The following is a 21,159-nucleotide window of genomic DNA, read 5'->3' on the forward strand; positions in this document are numbered from 1 at the left end:
TTAGTCCAGCAGCTCCGCTAAGTGCCCTGACAGAGCCTCGACATACTTGGCGTTGAGGTGGTTGGCGTCGAAGTACACGCCCACTCCGCCCACGGCGCTGAAGCAGTTCTGCCGATCACAGAAATAGTCGGTAAGATCGACAGGCTTTACCAGCGGACTGTCTATCCGGGCCACCGCTGGGGCGAACGGGTCCATCCCCAGCGCTTGTTCCCGCGGGACGGCGCAGGCGGCCGGGTCCTCTGCGTTGAAGACCAGGCACTCCGGGCTCCGGACGATGCCGTTCAGCGGCGGATCGGTGATGGGAACAACGGTGATCTCCGCGTTCACCCATCGCTGCCAGTCACGGACGAGGCCGTCCGTGTACTGCTCACTCTGGGCGCGGCCTGTTCCGTCGTCGATGACTTCCTGGTCGCCAAACGTGCTCAGGAACACCATTTCGGGCCGGTCCTCTTCGATGGCCTCGGCAGCCACCCTCGACCAGTGGGCACAGGATTCCCGCTCCGTTTGCGCCAGGTCAGCTCCATTGAAGGAAACAGCGGGCACATCCACGAATGGACAGGCGCCGCGAAGCGTCCACTTAACCAGCCAGCCGCGTTCCCGGGCGACTTCGGCAACCGCCGGCATCCACTGCTGAGCGTGCGAATCACCCACCACCCAGACCACGTCGGCCTCGGGATCACCGCCCGAGAAATCACATGATGGCGGCTCGCCGCCTTCCACCAACAGGTCCTTGGGCTCTCCGCACTCTTCAGGCATGTGCCAATACTCGTTCTCGGGTCCCATGTGCGGCACAGCTACAGGAACCGTGAACGGGTCACCGCAGTTTCGATTGCCGATGGCCGCAGGTCCATAGCAGGGTCCGTCGATACCCGCGGCAGCCAACTCCACCGCCTGCCGCTCCTTCAGTACCCCGGCGCCGGCGAGCAGGCCCGCTACGAGTGCGGTGACGAGCATTCCCGTAACCGGAAGCCCGAAACCGCGGCCCCGTGGCGTCTTGTGCTGGCCACCCCCAATCCACCGATCCTCCACCCACTGCTTCGTCGCCCAGGCGAGGAGAATGGCGACGGCCAGCATGGCCAGCTTGTGGGGTGCGGTGGGCTCAACCTCAAGGGCAAAGGGTGCCGCCACTATGAGTGGCCAGTGCCAAAGATATAGGGAATAGGAAATCTTCCCGATGAACTGCACCGGCCGCAGTCCCGTGAGAACGCTGTGCGCCAAACGTCCTTCACCCGTTCCGGCAATGATTACCAATGCCGTTCCAGCAACGGGAGCCAATGCGGTCCAGCCGGGGAACGGGGTCTGCGTGTCGTAAATCAGGGCGCTGGCGAGGATCAACGCAAAACCTGAGACGGCCAGGAGGTTGCGCAGTGCCAAGGAAACCAGCCGGACACCCACAAGGGCAATCAGGGCTCCCGCCGCAAACTCCCACACCCGTGTCGGGGTCGCAAAGTAGGACTGGGCGGAAGCGGTTTCCGTCATGTAGATACTGATACCGAGTGACACGACCGCCACCGCGGAGACTCCGGCCATCAGCGTCCGCCGGATAGAGGTTCCACCTCGCTTGGCCATACCGGCTAACAGGACCAACAGGAGCGGCCAGAACAGGTAGAACTGTTCTTCCACTGAAAGGGACCAGTAGTGCTGCACGGCTGATGCCGACTCCGTCATTGCGGAGTAATCGACACTCTTTGCCGCCAGCAGCCAGTTTTCCACGTAGAAGACGCTGGCGAGGACTTCCTGGGCGGTGGTGATCCAGCGGGGATAAGGCAGGAACAACACGGCCAGGAGCATTGACCCGCCGAGGACCAGAAATGCTGCGGGGAAGAGCCGCCGTGCCCTCCGGGAGTAGAAAACCCCCAGGCGGACTTTGCCGGACGCCTGGATTTCCCGGAGCAAATGGGACGAAATGAGGTACCCCGAGATGACGAAGAAGACATCCACACCCACGTACCCGCCGGGAAGGCGCAGCGGCCAAAGGTGGTTAAGTACCACCAGCCCCACGGCCAGCGCCCGCAGGGCTTGGATGTCGGTACGGAAGCGGCCCGTTTGCCGACCATCTCCGCCGGTGCCTGCTGCCATATGGCGGGCGCCTCCGCCTACACGGGTGCCCACAGCCTTCAGGCTGAGATCGACCACAAGTTCCCCCAACGCACCGCCGGCATCTGCTTCGTTTCCAAAGATTAGCTGTACTGCCGGATGAAGCGGCGTCGGCGGTCGACACGCACCTGCAGCCCCAGTGCAGGGCGGCGTCACCAGAACAGTTTCCGTTTGGTTCTGCCGCAGCAATGGCGGCACAACGCTTACAAACAATACCGTGACGCCGGTCGGCTTCCTGCACGGCGAGGTGATGCGCGCGCGTTGGCTGTGTAGAACCTGCTAATCCAGCACCGCAGTGAAGTGCCCGGCCAGGGCCTGTGCATACTGGGCATTGAGATGGTCAGCATCGAAGTACACCGATACTCCGCCTACGGCGCTGTAGCACTTGTGGAGATCGCAGAAGTAGTCTGTGAGGTCAAGCGGCCGCACACTCGGGCTGTCCACCATTGCCGCAGCTTCGACGAACGGATTGATGCCCAGTGCCTGATCGCGCGGCACGGCGCATGCGGTAGGAGTGGCGGCGTTAAGGGCAAGGCAATCGAGGCTCCGCACCGATCCGTTTAAGGGCGGATCGGTGACAGGTATCACCGTGATTCCGACGTCTACCCAGCGTTTCCAATCCAGTGCCAGTCCTCTGGCATACTGATCCGTTTGTGACTGTCCGCTTCCATCGTCGATGTGCTCAGCGGCCGCGAACATCGCCACGAATACTCGGTCAGGTTTGTCCGCTTCGACGGCGTCGACGAGTGCCCGGTTCCAGCGCCGGCAGTGCTCTGCAGCGTCCGTTGGTACCGGCTCTCCCCGTATGGAAACAATGGATGCTTCCACGAGGGGACATCCTGCGGCGTTGGACCATTTGAGCATCCATCCCCGTTCCTGAGCGATTGCGGCGATTGGTGCCATCCATTGCACGGCATGCGAGTCCCCAGCGACCCAGACGACCTCCGCCTCGGGGTTGCCGCCGGAAAAGTCGCAGGATGATGGACCACCTCCCTCCAAAAGCATGTCTTTCGGTTTTCCGCATTCTGCGGGGAGGCGCCCGTACTCGTTCTCGACACCCATGTGCGGCATTGCGACCGGGGCCGAGAACGGATCACCGCAGTCCCGGTTATCGATCGCGGCCGGACCATAGCAGGGTCCCGCGGCTCCCGTAGCCGCCAGTTCAACAGCCTGCCGTTCCTTAACCGCGCCGCTGCCGGCCAGTAAACCTGCAACGGCAGCCACGGCCAGCATGCCGCACAGCGCACGACCGAAACCATGCTCCCGGACCTTCGACCGTCGGCCTCCGGGGCGGGTGATCCACCGATCCTCCACCCACTTCTTCGTCACCCAGGAAAGCAGGACCGCAGCGGCCAGCACCGCCAGTTTGTAGGGCGCCGTCGGCACAACCCCGAGAGCGAAAGGTGCAGCAACTATCAACGGCCAGTGCCAGAGATACAGCGAATAGGAGATCTTCCCGAAGAACTGCACCGGCGCCGACGCCGTCAGCCGGTTGTGTGACAGGCGCCCGCCGCCGGTACCGGCCACAATAACCAATGCCGTCCCCGCCACGGGCACCACAGCGGTCCAGCCCGGGAAGGGGGTCTGCCCGTCGTAGGCCAGGGCGCTGGCAAGGATCAAGGCGAACCCGGCGATGGCAAGGAGACTACTGAGCTTCAGGGAAGCCAGCCGTACCCCGGCCAGGGCAATCAGGGCACCCGCAGCAAATTCCCACACCCGTGCCGGAGTAGCAAAGTACGCTTGGGCGGGCGTAACTGCTGTCAGATAAATGCTGGCCGTAAGCGAGACTGCCGCGACGGCGAACACACCGGCCAGCAGTACGTAGCGCATTGACATCCTCAGCCAGCGGGCAAGGAAAGCGAACAACACAATTGCGAGCGGCCAGAAAAGGTAGAACTGTTCTTCCACTGAGAGGGACCAGTAATGCTGGACTGCGGACGCAGATTCCGTCATCGCCGAATAATCCACACTCTTCGCAGCCAACAGCCAATTCTCCACGTAGAAGACGCTGGCCAGTACTTCCTGGGCGGTGGTGATCCAGCGCGGATAAGGCAGGAACAGCACGGCGAGGAGCATGGACGCGGCGAGAACGAGGAAGGCTGCGGGGAATAGCCTGCGTGCCCGCCGCGAGTAAAAGGCAGCTAACCGGATCTTCCCTGATGTTTGGATTTCACGGTACAGATGCGAGGTGATGAGGAACCCTGAAATGACAAAGAAGACGTCCACCCCGACGTAGCCGCCAGGCAGGCGAAGCGGCCAAAGATGGTTCAGGACCACCAGCCCCACTGCCAGGGCACGCAGCGCCTGGATGTCGGTGCGGAAGCCGTGGGCCTGCGGTCCCGCTCCGCGGATCCCGCTCGACAAATGCCGGCCAGCGCCGGCGCGCACGACTGTGACACTGAGACTCGCAACGGCCACGCTTCCCCCAAGCGCACCGCCGACGCCCTCTAGCTTCGCTATCCAAGTCCGTTACCGCCAGGGAGAGGCAGCGCCCGCGGTCGACGCGCCTGCCGGACCCGAGACAGGGCGGCATACCAGGCGGTTTTGTGATCGTTCTACCGCTAGGTGCGCGGTAACGGATATCACATTACCTTGACGGCGCTCTCACCGAAGCCATGACCGCTCGTGTCTAGAGCTTGGGAACGATTTCCCGGCCCTCATCCCACGGCTGGGTCCAGCCCAGCTCGTCGAGCAGGCTCGAAAGGATAATGCCGGTGAATCCCCACACCAGCACCCCGTTGACCAGGAAGGCAGGGGTCCGGGGAGCACCCTTACGGCCCGGCAGGACGGCAGTGCGGCGGTTCTCCGGGTTAAGCAGGTCCGCCACCGGGACCCGGAACACCGACGCGGACTCGCCGTAGTCGACGACGTCCACCGGCGTCGGTTTATCCCACCAGCCCAGGACGGGGGTGACCAGGAAGTTGCTGACCGGCAGCCCTACCGGCGGCAGCGCACCGAGGACCCGGACACCGGCGGGATCCAGTCCGGTCTCTTCCTCCGCTTCGCGCAGGGCAGCGGCCACCACCGAGGCGTCCGAGGCATCCACCGACCCGCCGGGGAAGGCGACCTGGCCGGGATGGTCGTTGAGCGTGGCTGCCCGTTCAACCAGCAGCACGTCGACGTCGCCGGGGACGGCCTCGGCAGAGAAGTCAGCGGGTCGGCTGTCCAGGACGCCGAAGAGGATCAACACTGCCGCCGCACGCGCCGTGGCGGGGTCCACGCTGCTGCGCAGCTGGTCAATGTGGACGTTGAAGTGCGTCGTGCCGGCGGCAGCCCCGGCGGCCAGCGCTTCAAGGTCCGCGAGAACGCTCATGCTTCCAGTCCGAAGCCCGCGGCCCGCAGCTGCGCACGGGTTTCCGCAGCCATCATCCGGGCATGCAGCTCCTCGCGTCCTGGGGCGAGCTCATACTTCAGCAGTTTCCGGGCCTTCACGGGATCAGTCTCTCCCTCCCCGTAGGACGGGCACAGCTGCGCGACGGGGCAGGCCCCGCAGGCGGGCTTCTTGGCATGGCAGACACGGCGGCCGTGGAACACCACCCGGTTGGAGAGCGGCGTCCAGTCCCGGGGCTCGAACAGCGCCGCGACCTCTTCCTCGACCTTGACCGGGTCCGTGGCGGTGGTCCAGCCGAACCGGCGGGAGAGACGCCCAAAGTGCGTGTCCACAGTGATACCGGGAATGCCGAAGGCATTGCCGAGCACCACGTTCGCGGTCTTGCGCCCGACGCCGGGCAGGGTGACCAGGTCTTCGAGCCGGTCCGGCACCTGACCGTCAAACTCATCCACCAACCGGGTCGACAAGGCTTTTACACTCGCGGATTTTGCGCGGAAGAATCCGGTAGGCCGGATGATCTCCTGCAGAGTCTCCTCGTCGGCCTCGGCCATTGCCTTGGCATCCGGATAACGGGCAAACAGGATGGGCGTGACGGCGTTGACCCGGATGTCGGTGGTCTGGGCCGAAAGCACAGTGGCCACCAGCAGCTCGAACGCGTTGGTGAAGTCCAGTTCGGCAACGGCGTAGGGGTAGGCCTCGCCGAGCAGCCGGTTAATGCGCCGCGCCCTCCGTTTCAATGCGAGGAGGGACGGGTCGCTGCCGGTTGCCTTTGCCACTTATTGGTGTCCTTCTGCTGGCGGTCGTGCTGCTGGTGGCCACGGGGGCCGAAAATCTACTGGTCGGCGTCGACGCGTTCGATGTTGCTCAGGTCGCGCAGCACGCCAATGCGTCCCGTGCGCTTGTCCTGGACGAGGAATTCGTCGCCGCGGTCCTCCAGCCCCAGTTCCCAGTCACCCGGGTGGAACATAAACAGCGGCAGGCCGGTCCGCTCGTCGACAATCTGGCGGGGTGTGCCAACGGCGAACCAGAAGGCCTCCACAACGGGCTCGGACTCGTTGCGCGTGGCGGTAATCGGCTCCGCCGGGGTGGATTCCACTTCGTGTGCACCGGAGGCTTCGACACCGCTGGCACCCGCATCGCGGACGACGGGGTTCACGGTGGTGGCGGCCAGGGGCTCTTCGGCGTGCAGGCCGGAGGCCGGCGCGGCAGTGGGCTGGGCCTGCGTTGCCGGGGCTGCGTGCGTTGCGGGGGCCGCGTGCGTCGCGGGGGCCGCGGCGGACTGGGCCTGCGTGGCCGGGGCAGCGGCGGAGGCGCCGGGGGAAGAGGTCCCGACGACGGCGGTGCCGCCAGCGCCGGCAATTCCGTCAGTTCCGCCCTGGTGCGGTGCACCGTGCACAGTGGTGCGGGCGTCCGCCTCGCTGCGGCGCAGCGGGTTCGGGAAGCGGCGGGCGCTGCCTGCATTGTCCGTGCCGGTCGGCTCCGGCTTCGGACGCGCAGGACGCGGACGGAGCGGCACGGCGTTACGGGCCGTCAGCGCGGCGGCGGCTTCGGGGCGGTCCTTGAATTCCCGGGCGAAGAACGGCAGGTGCGGCGCCAGGGTGGTGGACACCACCAGGCCCAGGGAACCGATCAGGGCAACCATCGCGCCGACGCTGAAATCCGTCACCGTCTGGAGGAAGAAGAAGGCGAGGGCCAGTACCGCGGTCACGGAGGCGAACTGGTCCAGGGACAGGGAGCCGACGCGCGGCTTCATGCCCGGGGCGAGCCGGCGGCCGGCAAACAGGCCTGCGACCACCAGGGGCAGCAGGATTCCGATGCCGATGAAGAACAGGGAGAACGCGCTCCAGAGGTTGAAGTCCTCTTCGAACCCGAGGCGGGTCACCGTGAAGAAGGGCAGGATGCTGCCCACGAGCATCACGAGAACGGAACCGATCACGGCAATGTCACGCAGGCCGAACGGGCCGGCGAGGGCCTCCTGGCCGGCGGCACCGGGGTGCGCCTCCTGGCCGGCGGCACTGGGGTGCGCCTGCACGCCCTTGTCCGATGCGGAGGGGTGTCCACCGGTTTCGGAAGATCCGGCCATGGCGCGGGCCTCATTCTCAACAGGGGGGTTGTTCATACTGATCTCCATTCACGACTCCCGTCGCTGCACCGCACAGGTGCGCCGCAGAACGGTAGGCCGCATCTACGGTCCGTAGGCGGTTGCTTCCTCCTGACAGCCTAATCATGGACGGCGGAGCAGACTAGCCGGGCGACGGCGCGTCCCGTAGGGAGTGACATACCGCTCACCGCATAATCGAGCCGTTTTGCATTCGATTAAGTGACCCCGGACACACTGGTCGAAATCCGGCGATAGGGTGGTTGGCAACCATGCACGATCTTTTGGTGCTGGATTTCAGCGACGTGAAAGGGTTCAACCATGTCTGATCAGTCCCCTGCAAAGAAGCACGGAGACGCCTTCGAGAACCTGCTGCATGAACACCGGAGCTTCCCTCCGAGCACCGAGTTCGCGGCATCGGCGGTGGCCCAGCCGTCCTTGTATGAGGAAGCGGCAGCGGAGGGTCACGAGTTCTGGGCCCGTCAGGCCAGGAACATCCTCAGCTGGGAACAGGATTTCACCCAGACCCTCGATTGGACGGATGCACCGTTCGCCAAGTGGTTTGTGGGCGGCAAGCTGAACGCCGCATACAACGCCCTGGACCGGCACGTCGAAGAGGGCCGCGGCGACCGGGTGGCCATCCACTTCGAGGGCGAACCCGGGGATACCCGGACCTATACCTACGCGCAGCTGACCGAGGAAGTAAAAAAGGCGGCGAACGCCTTCGAGTCCCTGGGCGTCAGCAAGGGTGACCGCGTAGCGGTGTACCTGCCGATGATCCCGGAAGCGTTGATCACCATGCTGGCCTGCGCCCGGATCGGGGCAGTGCACTCGGTCGTCTTCGGCGGTTTCTCCGCCGAAGCGCTGCGCAGCCGGATCGACGACGCCGAAGCGAAGCTTGTGGTCACTGCGGACGGTTCCTACCGCCGCGGCAAGCCCACCGCCCTGAAGCCGGCAGTGGACGAAGCACTGGCCAAAGACGGCCACACCGTGCAGAACGTCCTCGTGGTCCGCCGCAACAGCGAACCCGTTCAGTGGAACGATGGACTGGACCGGTGGTGGCACGACGTCGTTGACTCGGCAGACGCCGAACACACCCCCGTGGGCCACGACTCCGAGCACCCGCTGTTCATCCTCTACACCTCCGGAACCACAGGTAAGCCCAAGGGCATCCTGCACACCACGGGCGGTTTCCTCACCCAGACGGCGTTCACCCACCTGAACACCTTCGATCTGCACCCGGAGACGGACGTGTACTGGTGCACCGCGGACATCGGCTGGGTCACCGGCCACAGTTACGTCGCCTACGCCCCGCTGGTTAACGGAGCCACGCAGCTGATTTACGAAGGCACGCCGGACACCCCGCACCAGGGGCGCTGGTGGGAACTGGTGGAGAAGTACAAGGTCTCGATCCTGTACACCGCGCCCACCGCGATCCGCACCTGCATGAAGTGGGGCCGCGACATCCCGCAGAAGTACAACCTCGACTCCATCCGGGTACTTGGGTCCGTGGGTGAACCCATCAACCCCGAGGCATGGATGTGGTACCGGCAGGTCATCGGTGCCAACGGCGGCAAGAAGGAACATCCCGCACCCATCGTGGACACCTGGTGGCAGACCGAGACGGGCGCGCACATGATCGCCCCGATGCCGGGAGTGACGGCCACCAAGCCGGGCTCGGCCCAGGTTGCCGTGCCGGGCATTTCGGTGGACGTGGTCGACGAGATGGGCGAATCGGTACCCAACGGATCCGGCGGTTTCCTCGTGGTGAAGGAACCCTGGCCGTCCATGCTGCGCGGCATCTGGGGAGACCCGGAACGCTTCAAGCAGACCTACTGGTCCCGGTTCGACAACATGTACTTCGCCGGCGACGGCGCCAAGAGGGACGAGGACGGCGACATCTGGCTCCTGGGCCGGGTGGACGACGTCATGAATGTCTCCGGGCACCGGCTGTCCACCACGGAAATCGAGTCGGCCCTGGTCAGCCACCCGTCCGTGGCCGAAGCCGCCGTCGTCGGTGCTGCGGACGAAACCACCGGCGAGGCCGTGGTGGCCTTCGTCATCCTGCGCGGCAGTGCGAAGGACGACGACGACATTGTCACGACCCTGCGGAACCATGTGGGCAAGGAGATCGGCCCGATCGCCAAGCCGCGGCACATCCTGGTGGTTCCCGAACTACCCAAGACCCGCAGCGGCAAAATCATGCGCCGCCTGCTCAAGGACGTCGCCGAAGGACGCGAAGCAGGCGATTCCAGCACGCTCGCGGACAACACGGTGATGCAGCAGATCGCGGCTTCCCTCAAGAAGTAGTCCACCACCAACGACGGCAGGTGCCCTCCCCCGGACCGGGGAGGACACCTGCCGTCGTGGTGTCTGCGGGCGCTAGCCGACGGTGACGTCCAGGTCCACCTCGATATTGCCGCGGGTGGCATTGGAGTACGGGCAGACCTGGTGGGCGGCCTGGGTCAGCTTCTCCGCAGTGCCTTCGTCGACGCCGGACATCTCCACGTGCAGTTCAACGCCCAGCTTGAAGCCGCCGTCGTCGTTCTTGTAGATGCTGACATCGGCGGTCACGGCGGCATCGGAGATCGGCGCCTTCTCCGCGCGGGCAATCATCTTCAGGGCGGAGAGGAAGCAGGCGGCGTATCCGGTGGCAAAGAGCTGCTCCGGGTTCGTTCCCTCGCCGGAACCGCCCATTTCGGTGGGAGTGGACAGGTTCACTTCGAGCTTGCCGTCGCTGGTGCGGGCCTCGCCGTTGCGTCCGTCGCCGGTTGCGGTGGCAGCTGCGGTGTACAAAGCGCTCATGGGAACTCCTTTAATGGGGAAGCCTTCGGTGGGGGAAAGCATGTAGGATTCAAGGTAGACGAACTAGTACGTCTACTGCAAACGGATGAAGTCTGCGGCAGCTGCGGATGCCGCCGTAGAACCCTGGTGAAGCAAGGAAACAGGAGAACACCAATGTCAGCGCAAACCGTGCGGGAGCGGATCCTGGAACAGGCTTCCGCCCTGTTTTATACCGAAGGCATCCGTGCGGTCAGCGCGGACAGGGTCATCGCTGCTGCCGGGACCGCGAAGGTGACCTTCTACCGTTACTTCCGCTCCAAAGATGACCTGGTGGTGGCCTATCTGCAGGAGCAGTCCACCCTGATGCGGGCGCGCGCAGCTGATCTGGATCCCGATCCCTGCGCAGGACTGCGACAGTTCGCCGAAGCCATGGGGACGGAGGCCTGCTCCGCAGGCTTCCGGGGCTGTCCCTTCATCAATGCTGCCGCGGAATACACAGATCCCGGCCACCCCGTCCGTGCCGTCATTTCTGAACACCGCGCCTGGCTGCATTCCCTGGTCACCCAACGGCTGCAGCAGCTCGGCATCAGGGATACCGAAGCCCTCGCAGACCAGCTCCTGATGCTCCGGGACGGCGCCATGGTCCACGGCTATGTCACGGACGGCACCTCCGTCGGGCAGGCACTGGCGACGGCCGGCAAGGCTCTGATCCTCCCCCACCTCCCGAAATAAACGTACCCGCCGCAGGCTGCCGATAAGCCCGGATGTGATGTTGGACTCACCGGCTTGGTGAAACCGGACCCGGATAGGACAATTCCTTGTCGTGTCTACTTCACCCGCAGCGGCCGCACCGGCCGCCCCCTCCCCTGAGTCTTCCAAGATGGCCCGCAAAGTAGCGGGTGCCTCTTTCATCGGCACTGCCCTGGAGTCCTACGACTTTTATGTTTTCGGCACCGCCGCTGCGCTGATCCTTAACCGGATCTTCTTTCCCGACGTGGACGCCGCGACAGGCATCCTCCTGTCCTTCCTGACGCTGGGCATGGGCTTCATCGCCCGGCCCCTGGGTGCCATCATCTTCGGCCATATCGGTGACCGGGTAGGCCGCAAGACGTCCCTCATCGGAACCATCGTGCTGATGGGTGTGGCCACCGGCGCCGTCGGCCTGCTGCCGGACTACAACACCATCGGCATCTGGGCGCCGCTGCTCCTGGTGCTGCTGCGCCTGCTCCAGGGACTTGCCGTCGGCGGTGAATGGGGCGGTTCCATCCTCATCGCCACCGAACACGCCGCTCCCCGCAAGCGCGCCCTCTACGCCGCCATCCCACAGATCGGCTCCCCGGTGGGCACCATCCTGGTCACCGGCATCTTCCTGCTGCTGACCCAGGTCTCGGATGAGACCCTGGCCGCCGGCGTCTGGCGCATTCCGTTCCTGCTCGCCTTCCCGTTTATGGGCATCGCGTTGTACATGCGTCTGGCCATCGACGAAACCCCGGTGTTCAAGGGTGTTGCCAAGTCCCACCAGATCACCCGGGTTCCGCTGCTGGAGGTTCTCCGCACCCAGTGGCTTGCCGTCCTGGTGGCGGCCTCGGCCGCGTTGCTGGGCATCGGTTCCTACTTCCTGATGACCACGTACACCCAGTCCTATGGCATCTCCGTCCTGGGCCTGTCCGAGTCCACTGTCCTAAACGCAGCATTGGTCGGTTCCGTGCTGCAGCTGGCGACCATCCCGGCGTTCGGCTTCCTGGCCAACCGGATCGGTTCGGCGCGGATGGTGCTGGCCGGCGCCGTCGCCACGCTGCTGATTTCCTTCCCGCTGTACTTCATCATCAGCAACGCCACCACGCCGGTCTACATCCTGACCATCCTGATCGGCGGCATCGCCCCGACCGCCGCCTGGGCTGCCCTGGGCGGGCTGATGGCCGATCTGTTCCCCGCCCGCACGGGGTTCACCGCCATGTCCCTGGCCTACAGCATTGCCGGCATCCTCTCCGGGTTCACCCCCTCCATTACCCAGGCATTCTCCACGGCAACCGACGGCGCCTGGTGGCATCCCGGCGTCGTCCTGGCCCTGATGTCCGTGATCACCATCGCCGGAGCGCTGGCCGCGCAGCGGATGACCCGGCGCAACACGGAGGCAACTGTGTCGGCAGGGGTATGACCTCCGGCATAGTTAAGCCATGACTACCACCGGCACGCGCAAGCTCCTGATCCTCAACGGACCCAACCTGAACCTGTTGGGCACCCGTGAACCGGCGATCTACGGCAGCTCCACCCTGGCCGATGTTGAGGCTGTGGCGGCAGCTGCCGCCACAGCCCGGGGCTGGACGGTGGACTGCGTCCAGTCCAACCATGAAGGGCATCTGATCGACGCCATCCATGCCGCGCGCGGTACGGCGGACGGCATCGTCATCAATCCCGGCGCCTACAGCCACACATCGGTGGCCATTCCCGACGCGCTGTCCGGAGTGGAGCTGCCGGTGGTGGAAGTGCATTTGAGCAATATCCACCGGCGCGAGGAGTTCCGCCATCACTCGTTCGTTTCCGCAGTGGCGCAGGCCGTGATCTGCGGCGCGGGAATCAGCGGCTACCGGATGGCGGTGGAGTACCTGATCGAGTCCGCGGAGCCCACCGGGAAATAACATGGACTCCACTGCGGACCGGTATGGACGTTTTGCCCGGGTTGAGGCCCGGGGATCGTCAACTGTCTACGAACAGTGGACCGAGGGCATCAGCACGGACCCGGAGGTGCTGGAGCTCATCGACAGGCTTCCGGAACACAAACGGCAGCCCAACCTCGTCCTGGCGGCCGCCCGCAGCTGCGGCACCGGCGTGGGACCCTACCCGCAGTTCAGATCCTTCCTGAAGGAGCGCTGGGACGAGATCCGGTCCGTCATCCTGCGCCGGAGCACTCAGACCAATGAGCCCGGGCGCTGCGCTGTGCTCCTCCCCCTGCTCGCCCGAATCGCCCGTACGGAGGGGCACCCGCTGGCGCTGATCGAAGTCGGCGCCTCTGCGGGGCTGTGCCTGTATCCGGACCACTATGGGTACCGGTACGACGGCGGTGCGGTCATCAACGATCCGGGCCTCGCGGACCTGGTCCTGGACTGCGTAACCACCGGCAACCCGCCGCTGCCGCAGGCCTGTCCCGAGATCATCCACCGGGCCGGGGTTGATTTATCCCCGCTGGACCCCGCCGATCCCGGAGACGTGGACTGGCTGGATGCCTTGATCTGGCCGGGCATGGAGGACCGCAGGGTCCGCCTGCGGGCTGCGGCCGAAGCCGCGGCCGGGTCCCCCGCCCGGATAGTCCAGGGCGACCTGAAAGCAGAGATAGCCGGCCTGATCGACGCCGCGCCTGCGGAGGCAGCCGTGGTGGTGTTCCACACGGCTGTCCTGGCCTACGTTCCGAAGGCGGACCGGGAGGTTTTCGGGGACACCGTATCCGCTTACCTCGGTGTTCCCGGACGCCCCGTGCATTGGCTCTCCAACGAAGGCCCCGGGGTGATGCCGGGACCGGAGGCAACGGAAGCCGGAACGGAGCCGGGACTGTTCCTGCTGCGGCACAACGGCAGGGCCGTGGCCCGGACCGGGCCGCACGGGCAGTCGCTCGACTGGCTCTAGCCGGTCATTTGCGTCCCGTGCGCAGCCCGGTCTCAAGTCCGGGCGGGCCAGCGGCCGGGCGTTAGTCCCGGCGCCGTCCTATTTACTGGTGCACTGGCCGGCTGAAACCGGACTGCTGTAACCGGGCGCTGCATCCACCACGGGGCCCACCTCGGCCAGCGACAGGGCATAGCCGATCGGCTGGTCGCTGGTGGTCTTGGCGAATATAACCCCGGCCAGCCGGCCGTCGACGTCGAGCAGCGGCCCGCCGGAATTACCCTGCTGCACATTTGCGGCCAGGGTGTAGACCTCGAGCACCTCGGGTGAGGACCCGTAGATGTCCCGGACGGAAACATCGGAAAGCCCCTCGACACTGGCGGCCTGCAGCCGGAAGGGTCCGCCCGCCGGGTAACCGGCAAAGGCGGCAGTTGCGCCGGGAGCCAGCGGCTCCCCCACCGGAATGGGGTCGGCGTCGAGGTCGTCCACGGCCAGGACCGCCAGGTCCCGTGCGGGATCGAAATAGACCACCCGGCCCGGCAGCACGGTGCCGTCGGGCACTTCCACCACGGGCTCATTCACGCCGGCGACTACGTGCGCGTTGGTGACCACACGGTCATCCGCCACCACGAAACCGGAACCGGTCTGGTTCTGTCCGCACTGGTAGGCCGTACCGGTGATCTTCAGCACCGATGCGGATGCGGTCTGGAGTGCCGGGGAACTCACTTCGGCACTGGGTGGTGCAACGGCCCGCGGTGCAGCGCTGTCGAGGATGGTCGGCAGCCCTTCGGAGACGGTGAAGGACCGGATCTGGGCGCTCCATGTCTTCACCTGCTCGGGAGTGGCGTCGTCAATGGCGGTGAGCACCTTGGAGGCGGCAATCTGCTGGGACAGGAACGGCACGCCCAGGGTCGTGACGCTGAAGGCGAGCATGGCCATGACCAGGGCGGCAACCACCAGGTTCGCGGCACCGCCGAGCACCCGGTCCAGGAACCGCAGCGGCGGGAAATTCATCCAGCGGCGGATCATGCCGCCCAGCGCAGCTCCGGCGGCATGCCCTACCAGCACCAGGACTACCGCTGTGGCGATCACCGCCGTCAGCCGCCAGCCGTTGTCCGGAACCCAGCCGGTCACCAGCGGAATGGCGAAGAAAGCCGCCACGGCGCCGGCCACGAAGCCGACTATTCCGCCGAGGGTTACCACCAGTCCGTTGCGCAGCCCTGCAACCAGGTAGAAGAGCAGGACGAGGAGCAGGATGATGTCCAGAAGTGTCAATCCGAGCACTAAGAGCTCCAAGTGTGTCAATCGGGTGGCGGGCGGTGGAAGACCGCTGCAAGGAACGAGTTTATCCGGACAACCTTCAGAAGCCGGTATAAGCCCTGGCCTGGCCGGCTGTGGCCTTTCCCTCTTTTTCACCCCTGCAGGTGAACAAACGTGCTTCAGGTGTCATAGGTGCGTGACGTACGGCAAGATAATAGGTAGAGACCACTATTTACAGGAGATTTCATGGATATCGAGGTATTGCGCCGCGCGCCGTTGTTCGCCTCTCTGGGAGACGACGTCTTCGCCGCCCTGACCGAAGAGCTCACTGAGGTCGACCTCTCACGCGGCGCCTCCGTCTTCCGCGAAGGCGATCAGGGCGACCAGCTCTATTTCATCGTCTCCGGCAAGATCAAGCTTGGCCGCTCCGCCCCGGATGGCCGGGAGAACCTGCTGGCCATCCTCGGCCCCGGCGAACTGTTCGGCGAGATGGCACTGTTTGACCCGTCCCCGCGCAACGCCACGGCCACCGCCGTTTCCGAGACCCGGCTTGCCGGTCTGCGCCACGAGAACCTGCGGGCCCTGATCGAAACGCGGCCCGAGGTTTCCGTGCAGCTGCTGCAGGCACTGGCCCGCCGCCTGCGCCGCACCAACGAGTCCCTCGCGGACCTCGTTTTCTCCGACGTTCCCGGCCGCGTCGCCAAGGCCCTGCTGGACCTTGCGGACCGCTTCGGCCGCCCCGCGACCGATGGCATCCTGGTGGCACACGAGCTCACGCAGGAAGAGCTGGCCCAGCTGGTCGGCGCTTCCCGCGAGACGGTGAACAAGGCCCTGGCCGAGTTTGTCCAGCGTGGCTGGCTGCGCCTCGAAGCCCGCGCGGTTGTCATTCTTGACGTCCAGCGGCTGCGCCAGCGCTCCCGCTAAAGCACGAAGAAAACCAATAAAGGCGGCGCCGGTCCCGGGGACCGGCGCCGCCTTTATTGTGCACAAATGTGCAACAGGGGTCCTTTGACCCCTAGCGCCCATGCTGCGAAGAGCCTTCGGCGCCGCTGGCGGGGCGCACCGCTACGCACGGTTCGCCGTCCACTTCGACCAGCTCAGGGCGGTACACCGCCGCAGGCCGGCGGCTGGAGAGATACGCGATGCAGCCGCGGGCCGAGGCGACCTTTTCCAGCGTGAGTTCGACGGCGGGGACCACCAGCTCGCCCAGGGTCAGTCCGGTGGTGTCCGGCTGGCCGATTTCGTCGCCTAGAGCAGTGGTGTCCCGCGCTGCAATAACGTCCGCTGCCGGTTTCCAGTCCGCCCAGACGCCCTTGCCCTCCAGCAGTGTCGCGTCCTGCCCGGTCGGCTGGACCGCCGCAAAATAGCGGGTGTCAAAGCGGCGCAGGGCAAAATCCGCGCTGTGCCAGTTGGACAGCGGACGCAGCAGGTCCGTCCTCAAGCCGAGGCCACGGCGGCCCAGCAATTCCAGGAAGGAGGCATCCTGGGTTGCAACCGCGGTCCTTGCAGCCATCCACTCCGGACCCCGGTTGCCTTCCAGCAGCGACGATTCGTCGGGACCCGCCAGAAGGATGCCCGTTTCCTCGAACAGCTCACGGATGGCCGCCACCACATGGCGGCGCGCCAGCCGGGCATCGTCCGCGCCCATTGTCTTGGCCCATACGGCCGGCGCGGGACCGTACCAGGCGACCGTGGCGTCGTCGTTCTCTTCGATGCTCCCGCCCGGGAAGGCCACCTTCCCCAAGGGGGACTCGCCGCGCCGGTAGGACAGATAGGTTTCCGTGCCGCGCGGTGAGTCGCGGAGCAGCACGACTGATGACGCCAGCCGCGGTTTGCGGGGCGTCCGGTCCGGACGTTCAAACCAGCTTTGAGCCGCCACCCGCTGTGAGGGGGCTACGGGGAAAAGCCGGACGGTCGGGTTAGGCAAATTCAACGATCATTTCTACTTCAACCGGGGCGTCCAGTGGCAGTACCGCAACGCCGACGGCGGAGCGGGCGTGGCTTCCAGCCGTCCCGAAGACCTTACCCAGGAGTTCGGATGCGCCGTTGATGACGGCAGGCTGGCCGGTGAATGAAGGGTCGGAGGCGACGTAGCCCACTACCTTCACCACCCGGCTGACGCGGTCAAGATCACCAATCTGCGCCTTCACCGCGGCCAGTGCATTGACGGCGCAGATGGCTGCATAGGAAGCAGCCTCTTCGGCGCCCACCCCGGCACCCACCTTGCCCGTGGCCGGCAGGACCCCGTCGACGAACGGCAGCTGGCCGGACGTGTACACCAGGTTTCCGGTGATTACAGCCGGGACGTACACCGCCACCGGAGATGCGACGGCCGGAAGGGCCAGCCCCAGTTCCCGGAGCCGGATTTCAACGGCCGATACTGCACCGGGGGCGGAAGTCACTGGCTTTTTTCACGTTTCATGTAGGCAACGGAACCGTTTCCGTTGGGCCCTGCAGCGATCTGCACCAGCTCCCATCCTTCTTCCCCGTGCATATTAAGGACTTGCCCGGGTGTGTGCAGTGGAAGAGGCGTAATGAAGTATTCCCATTTGGTCATAAGGGAAAGCCTAACGTGCTTGTAGACTGTCTCGCATGGCAGCACGCAAATCACCGTTCTTTGACACGGCGACCACCCTCGGAAAGCTCGTCGCGTTCTTCGGCATCAGTGCTCTTTGCGGAGTCCTGGCAGCCGGTCTCCTGGTTCCGGTAGCCGCAGCAGCCGGCACCGCCGCCTCCGGCTCGATTCAGTTCTTCGACCAGCTCCCTTCGGAACTGCAGCGCGGAGCCCTCGCCACCCCCACGAAGATCTTCGCCAACGACGGCGCCCTGATCGCGACGGTGTATGACGAGAACCGCCAGCCGGTGACCCTCGACCAGGTGTCCCCCAACATGGTCGACGCAATGCTGGCCATCGAAGACGACCGGTTCTACGACCACGGCGGCGTGGACCTGCAGGGCATCATGGGCGCTCTGGTATCCAACGCAACCAGCGACAGCACGCGCGGCGCCTCAACCATCACGCAGCAATATGTAAACAACGTCATCATTGACACCAACCTGCAGAACAACAAGGAAGTTGTTTTCAGCGGTGGTAAATCGGTGGGTGACAAGCTGCGCGAAATGAAGCTTGCCATTGCCGTGGAAAAAGAGCTGAGCAAGGACGAAATCCTTGAAGGTTACTTCAATATCGTCCCCTTCAGCGGCACCACCTACGGCGTACAGGCCGCCGCCCGCTACTTCTTCAATGTCGATGCCAAGGACCTGAACGTGGCGCAGTCCGCGCTGCTGGCCGGCGTCGTCAACGGTCCCACCTTCTACAGCCCGGAACAGAACCCGGAACGCGCCCTGGAGCGCCGCAACCTGGTCCTCCAGGCCATGCTGGACAAGGGCCGCATCACCCAGGAGGAGTTTGACGCGTCCGTCGTCACGGAGCTGGGGCTGCAGATCACCCCCGTCCTCAGCGGCTGCGTTGGAGCCGAGCAGGCACCCTACTTCTGTGACTACGTGATGCAGCTGGTCCTGAACGACGAAAACTTCGGCGCCACGCCGGAGGACCGCAAGAAGCTGCTCTACCGCGGCGGACTGAGCATCAAGACCACCCTGAACTCAACGTTCCAGAACGCCGCACAGACGGCCGTGAATGAGACCGCCAACCCGGACACCACCGACGCCGAAATCGGCCACTCGATGGTGAGCATGGAACCCGGCACCGGCAAGATCCTCACTATGGCCCAAAACACCCGGTTCACCCCGGAGTTGGCGGACGGCAACTCGGTCCAGAACTTCAATGTCGATGCCTACCTGGACGGTGACCCGAACAAGTACATCAACGGTCTGGGTGGCTTCCAGCCCGGTTCCACCTACAAACCGTTCACGGTTGCCGCCTGGCTGGACGCGGGGAAGACGCTGAACACAACACTGAACGGCAGCAAGCGGACCTACCCGGCAGGTACCCGCTGGAATGCCAGCTGCTACCAGGGCGGCGCCTATGTGAGCACGGATCCCTGGACGCCCATTAACTACGGCGACAAGAACTACAAGAACACGACCGTCCTGGATGGTCTCGCACAGTCCTACAACACCATCACCCTGTCCTCAGCACGCGAGCTGGACCTCTGCAAGTACCAGGAGATGGCCTTTGCAGCCGGCGTGCATAAGGGTAAGAGCGCCGAGGGCGAAGTGGAGATGCTGTCCGTGGATCCTCCCTCCACCTTCGGCGGCGGCGATGACGTTTCGCCGCTGTCCATGGCCACCGGGTTCGCCACGTTCGCCGCGGAGGGCCTCAAGTGCGAACCGATCGCCCTTGAATCGGTGACCGGAGCTGACGGCTCCACATATAAGGTGCCGGAGGAATCCTGCGAGCAGGTGATGCGCAAGGAGGTTGCCCAGGGCGTGAATATGGCTACGCAGCGGGTCATGACCAACGGTTCCGGTATCAACCTGCAGGTCGGCGTGCCGACAGCAGGAAAGACCGGCACCAATGACTTCCGCTCCCAGACCTGGTTCATGGGCTACAGCAGCGGCATGGTGACGGCCTCCTGGCTGGGCAACTGGAAAGCCAACAACACCACCATGTCGGACAAATTGATTGGTGGACGGATCTATCCCGAAATTGACGGATCCCTGATCGCCGGTCCCTCGTGGAAGAACTTCGTCCAGCGGATTGCGGGCCAGTACGAGGCCAAGCCGTTTACCAATCCGCCCGCCAGCATGATCGGCGGCAATTCGTCTCCCCGTGCCACGCCGCCGGCGTCCCCGGCAGCGTCGCCGGCCGCATCCCCGCCAGCAGAAGCGCCCGCCTCCCCGCCCGCATCCCCGCCTGCTTCCCCGCCGGCGCCCCCCGCCGCGGGCCCGACGCCGCCGGAGGGCGGCGGCGGGGGGAACGGCTAGTGGCTGATTCTCCCCTTGCGTCCGCCGGACGGAAAGCTGCCTGGCTGGCCGGCGGCATGGCCGGAACCGGGGCTGCGGCCCTTGCCTACGGCGTCCTGATTGAACGGAACCGCTTCGGTGTCCGGGAGGAAACGGTCCGCGTCCTTCCGGCCGGAAGCCCGTCCCTGCGTGTCCTGCACCTATCGGACATCCACTTTGTTCCCGGCCAGGACCGCAAGGTCCGCTGGCTGCAGGGCCTTGCGGATCTGGAGCCGGACCTCGTGGTCAACACGGGCGACAACCTGAGCCACCCCCAGGCCGTTCCCGCGGTGCTTGAGGCGTTGAAGCCCGTGCTGCGGTTCCCGGGTGTTTTTGTCCCGGGGTCCAATGATTACTACGCGCCGGTGTTGAAGAGCCCGTTTACCTATTTCACCGGGCCGTCGAAGCACACGCGCGAGCCGAAGGAACTCCCTTGGACCACACTGTTCGGGTCGTTCCAGGACGCCGGGTGGCAGGATCTGACGAATACCAGCAGCACTTTGGACCTTCCGGGCCTGCGGTTGAATTTTTCCGGCGTTGATGACCCGCATCTGCAGCGCGACAGGTATCCGGGTTTTGCCGGAGACGACGTGCCGGCGGACAACACCGCTGCTGCGGGAACCAGTGCAGCCCCCGAAGTGAAGATCGGCGTCGCACATGCTCCCTACCAGCGGGTGCTCAACCAGTTCACCGGCGGTGGAGCCGACATCATCCTCGCCGGGCATACCCATGGCGGGCAGGTCTGCATCCCGGGCTACGGCGCATTGGTCAGCAACTGCGACCTGCCGACGTGGCAGGCCCGAGGCCTGACCTCATGGGCGCATGCCGGACGGCGGGTGCCCTTGAACGTATCGGCCGGCATCGGTACCTCCCGGTTCGCCCCGGTGCGCTTTGCCTGCCGCCCCGAAGCGGTCCTGCTGACGCTGGCAGCCCGCGACTCCTGAGCCCCTTTTCCGAGCCGGAAACCGGCCCGGTCCGGGCGTCCGGTGGCCCCGCCGGGGGTCCGTTTCGCGGAATCCGGGATTCTCTAGTATCCTTGTAAAGTTGCTTCGCGAGGTGGTCAAACACCTTGGAAAGCAGTGGT

At 65.2% G+C, this 21,159-nt stretch carries 18 protein-coding genes; 8 read left to right on the forward strand and 10 right to left on the reverse strand.

Annotated features, from left to right (window positions below; translation table 11 throughout):
* From QNO03_RS07040 to QNO03_RS07060, 5 genes are all read right to left on the reverse strand, one after another.
* Positions 1-2,136: an acyltransferase family protein gene (locus QNO03_RS07040; RefSeq protein WP_289602738.1), complete on the reverse strand. Its 2,136-nt coding sequence runs from the start codon at positions 2,134-2,136 to the stop codon at positions 1-3.
* Positions 2,137-2,376: 240 nt separating this feature from the next.
* A complete protein-coding gene (locus QNO03_RS07045; protein WP_289602740.1) occupies positions 2,377-4,485 on the reverse strand; it encodes an acyltransferase family protein in 2,109 nt (702 codons plus the stop codon).
* Between the two features lie 241 nt (positions 4,486-4,726).
* Positions 4,727-5,410 (reverse strand): NUDIX hydrolase, encoded by a 684-nt coding sequence (locus QNO03_RS07050; RefSeq protein WP_289602742.1) that lies wholly within the window; start codon positions 5,408-5,410, stop codon positions 4,727-4,729.
* On the reverse strand, positions 5,407-6,204 hold the full coding sequence (gene nth, locus QNO03_RS07055; RefSeq protein ID WP_289602744.1) for an endonuclease III: 798 nt from the start codon (positions 6,202-6,204) through the stop codon (positions 5,407-5,409). The genes QNO03_RS07050 and nth overlap by 4 nt, the downstream gene beginning before the upstream one ends.
* Positions 6,205-6,260: 56 nt before the next feature.
* A complete protein-coding gene (locus tag QNO03_RS07060; protein WP_289602745.1) occupies positions 6,261-7,547 on the reverse strand; it encodes a hypothetical protein in 1,287 nt (428 codons plus the stop codon).
* Between the two features lie 300 nt (positions 7,548-7,847).
* Here QNO03_RS07060 and acs point away from each other — a divergent pair, with 300 nt between their 5' ends.
* On the forward strand, positions 7,848-9,836 hold the full coding sequence (gene acs / locus QNO03_RS07065; protein WP_289602747.1) for an acetate--CoA ligase: 1,989 nt from the start codon (positions 7,848-7,850) through the stop codon (positions 9,834-9,836).
* A gap of 72 nt (positions 9,837-9,908) precedes the next feature.
* On the opposite strand, the gene QNO03_RS07070 is transcribed toward acs, so the two are convergent.
* Positions 9,909-10,331, reverse strand: coding sequence for an organic hydroperoxide resistance protein (locus QNO03_RS07070; protein WP_289602750.1), 423 nt, complete (start codon positions 10,329-10,331; stop codon positions 9,909-9,911).
* Between the two features lie 153 nt (positions 10,332-10,484).
* Between QNO03_RS07070 and QNO03_RS07075 the strand changes: the two genes are divergently transcribed.
* From QNO03_RS07075 to QNO03_RS07090, 4 genes are all read left to right on the forward strand, one after another.
* Complete coding sequence (locus tag QNO03_RS07075; RefSeq protein ID WP_289602752.1) at positions 10,485-11,042, forward strand: TetR/AcrR family transcriptional regulator; 558 nt, start codon at positions 10,485-10,487, stop codon at positions 11,040-11,042.
* A 91-nt stretch (positions 11,043-11,133) separates the two neighbouring features.
* On the forward strand, positions 11,134-12,468 hold the full coding sequence (locus QNO03_RS07080) for an MFS transporter (protein ID WP_289602754.1): 1,335 nt from the start codon (positions 11,134-11,136) through the stop codon (positions 12,466-12,468).
* A gap of 19 nt (positions 12,469-12,487) precedes the next feature.
* Entirely contained in the window at positions 12,488-12,949 is a 462-nt protein-coding gene (gene aroQ / locus QNO03_RS07085; protein ID WP_229946908.1) for a type II 3-dehydroquinate dehydratase, read from the forward strand.
* Between the two features lies 1 nt (position 12,950).
* Entirely contained in the window at positions 12,951-13,931 is a 981-nt protein-coding gene (locus QNO03_RS07090) for a DUF2332 domain-containing protein (RefSeq protein WP_289602758.1), read from the forward strand.
* A gap of 78 nt (positions 13,932-14,009) precedes the next feature.
* Here the strand turns inward: QNO03_RS07090 and QNO03_RS07095 are convergent, their stop codons facing one another.
* Entirely contained in the window at positions 14,010-15,191 is a 1,182-nt protein-coding gene (locus tag QNO03_RS07095) for a MarP family serine protease (protein WP_229946902.1), read from the reverse strand.
* A 222-nt stretch (positions 15,192-15,413) separates the two neighbouring features.
* Here QNO03_RS07095 and QNO03_RS07100 point away from each other — a divergent pair, with 222 nt between their 5' ends.
* Positions 15,414-16,091, forward strand: coding sequence for a Crp/Fnr family transcriptional regulator (locus tag QNO03_RS07100; RefSeq protein WP_146360700.1), 678 nt, complete (start codon positions 15,414-15,416; stop codon positions 16,089-16,091).
* Between the two features lie 91 nt (positions 16,092-16,182).
* Here QNO03_RS07100 and QNO03_RS07105 read toward each other — a convergent pair whose 3' ends face one another.
* From QNO03_RS07105 to sp36, 3 genes are read right to left on the reverse strand one after another with little or no spacing between them, the layout of a single operon-like run.
* Positions 16,183-17,094 (reverse strand): NUDIX hydrolase, encoded by a 912-nt coding sequence (locus QNO03_RS07105; protein ID WP_289602762.1) that lies wholly within the window; start codon positions 17,092-17,094, stop codon positions 16,183-16,185.
* Complete coding sequence (locus QNO03_RS07110; protein WP_229946880.1) at positions 17,087-17,569, reverse strand: RidA family protein; 483 nt, start codon at positions 17,567-17,569, stop codon at positions 17,087-17,089. The genes QNO03_RS07105 and QNO03_RS07110 overlap by 8 nt, the downstream gene beginning before the upstream one ends.
* Entirely contained in the window at positions 17,566-17,766 is a 201-nt protein-coding gene (sp36, locus tag QNO03_RS07115) for a Sp36 family protein (protein WP_442860227.1), read from the reverse strand. Before sp36 ends, QNO03_RS07110 begins: the two co-directional genes overlap by 4 nt.
* Here sp36 and QNO03_RS07120 point away from each other — a divergent pair.
* Both QNO03_RS07120 and QNO03_RS07125 read left to right on the forward strand, forming a co-directional pair.
* Complete coding sequence (locus QNO03_RS07120) at positions 17,760-20,057, forward strand: transglycosylase domain-containing protein (protein WP_289602765.1); 2,298 nt, start codon at positions 17,760-17,762, stop codon at positions 20,055-20,057. The genes sp36 and QNO03_RS07120 overlap by 7 nt on opposite strands.
* 56 nt (positions 20,058-20,113) lie before the next feature.
* Complete coding sequence (locus QNO03_RS07125) at positions 20,114-21,019, forward strand: metallophosphoesterase (protein WP_289602822.1); 906 nt, start codon at positions 20,114-20,116, stop codon at positions 21,017-21,019.
* Positions 21,020-21,159 lie beyond the last annotated feature (140 nt).

This window comes from Arthrobacter sp. zg-Y877, from assembly GCF_030373105.1.
Lineage (GTDB): Bacteria > Actinomycetota > Actinomycetes > Actinomycetales > Micrococcaceae > Arthrobacter_B.

Coding starts and splice junctions, on each gene's coding strand:
- QNO03_RS07050 (WP_289602742.1), bottom strand. CDS start 5,410: ATGAGCGTTCTCGCGGACCTTGAAGCGCTGGCCGCCGGGGCTGCCGCC.
- QNO03_RS07060 (WP_289602745.1), bottom strand. CDS start 7,547: ATGAACAACCCCCCTGTTGAGAATGAGGCCCGCGCCATGGCCGGATCT.
- acs (WP_289602747.1), top strand. CDS start 7,848: ATGTCTGATCAGTCCCCTGCAAAGAAGCACGGAGACGCCTTCGAGAAC.
- QNO03_RS07070 (WP_289602750.1), bottom strand. CDS start 10,331: ATGAGCGCTTTGTACACCGCAGCTGCCACCGCAACCGGCGACGGACGC.
- QNO03_RS07075 (WP_289602752.1), top strand. CDS start 10,485: ATGTCAGCGCAAACCGTGCGGGAGCGGATCCTGGAACAGGCTTCCGCC.
- aroQ (WP_229946908.1), top strand. CDS start 12,488: ATGACTACCACCGGCACGCGCAAGCTCCTGATCCTCAACGGACCCAAC.
- QNO03_RS07090 (WP_289602758.1), top strand. CDS start 12,951: ATGGACTCCACTGCGGACCGGTATGGACGTTTTGCCCGGGTTGAGGCC.
- QNO03_RS07100 (WP_146360700.1), top strand. CDS start 15,414: ATGGATATCGAGGTATTGCGCCGCGCGCCGTTGTTCGCCTCTCTGGGA.
- QNO03_RS07120 (WP_289602765.1), top strand. CDS start 17,760: ATGGCAGCACGCAAATCACCGTTCTTTGACACGGCGACCACCCTCGGA.
- QNO03_RS07125 (WP_289602822.1), top strand. CDS start 20,114: ATGGCCGGAACCGGGGCTGCGGCCCTTGCCTACGGCGTCCTGATTGAA.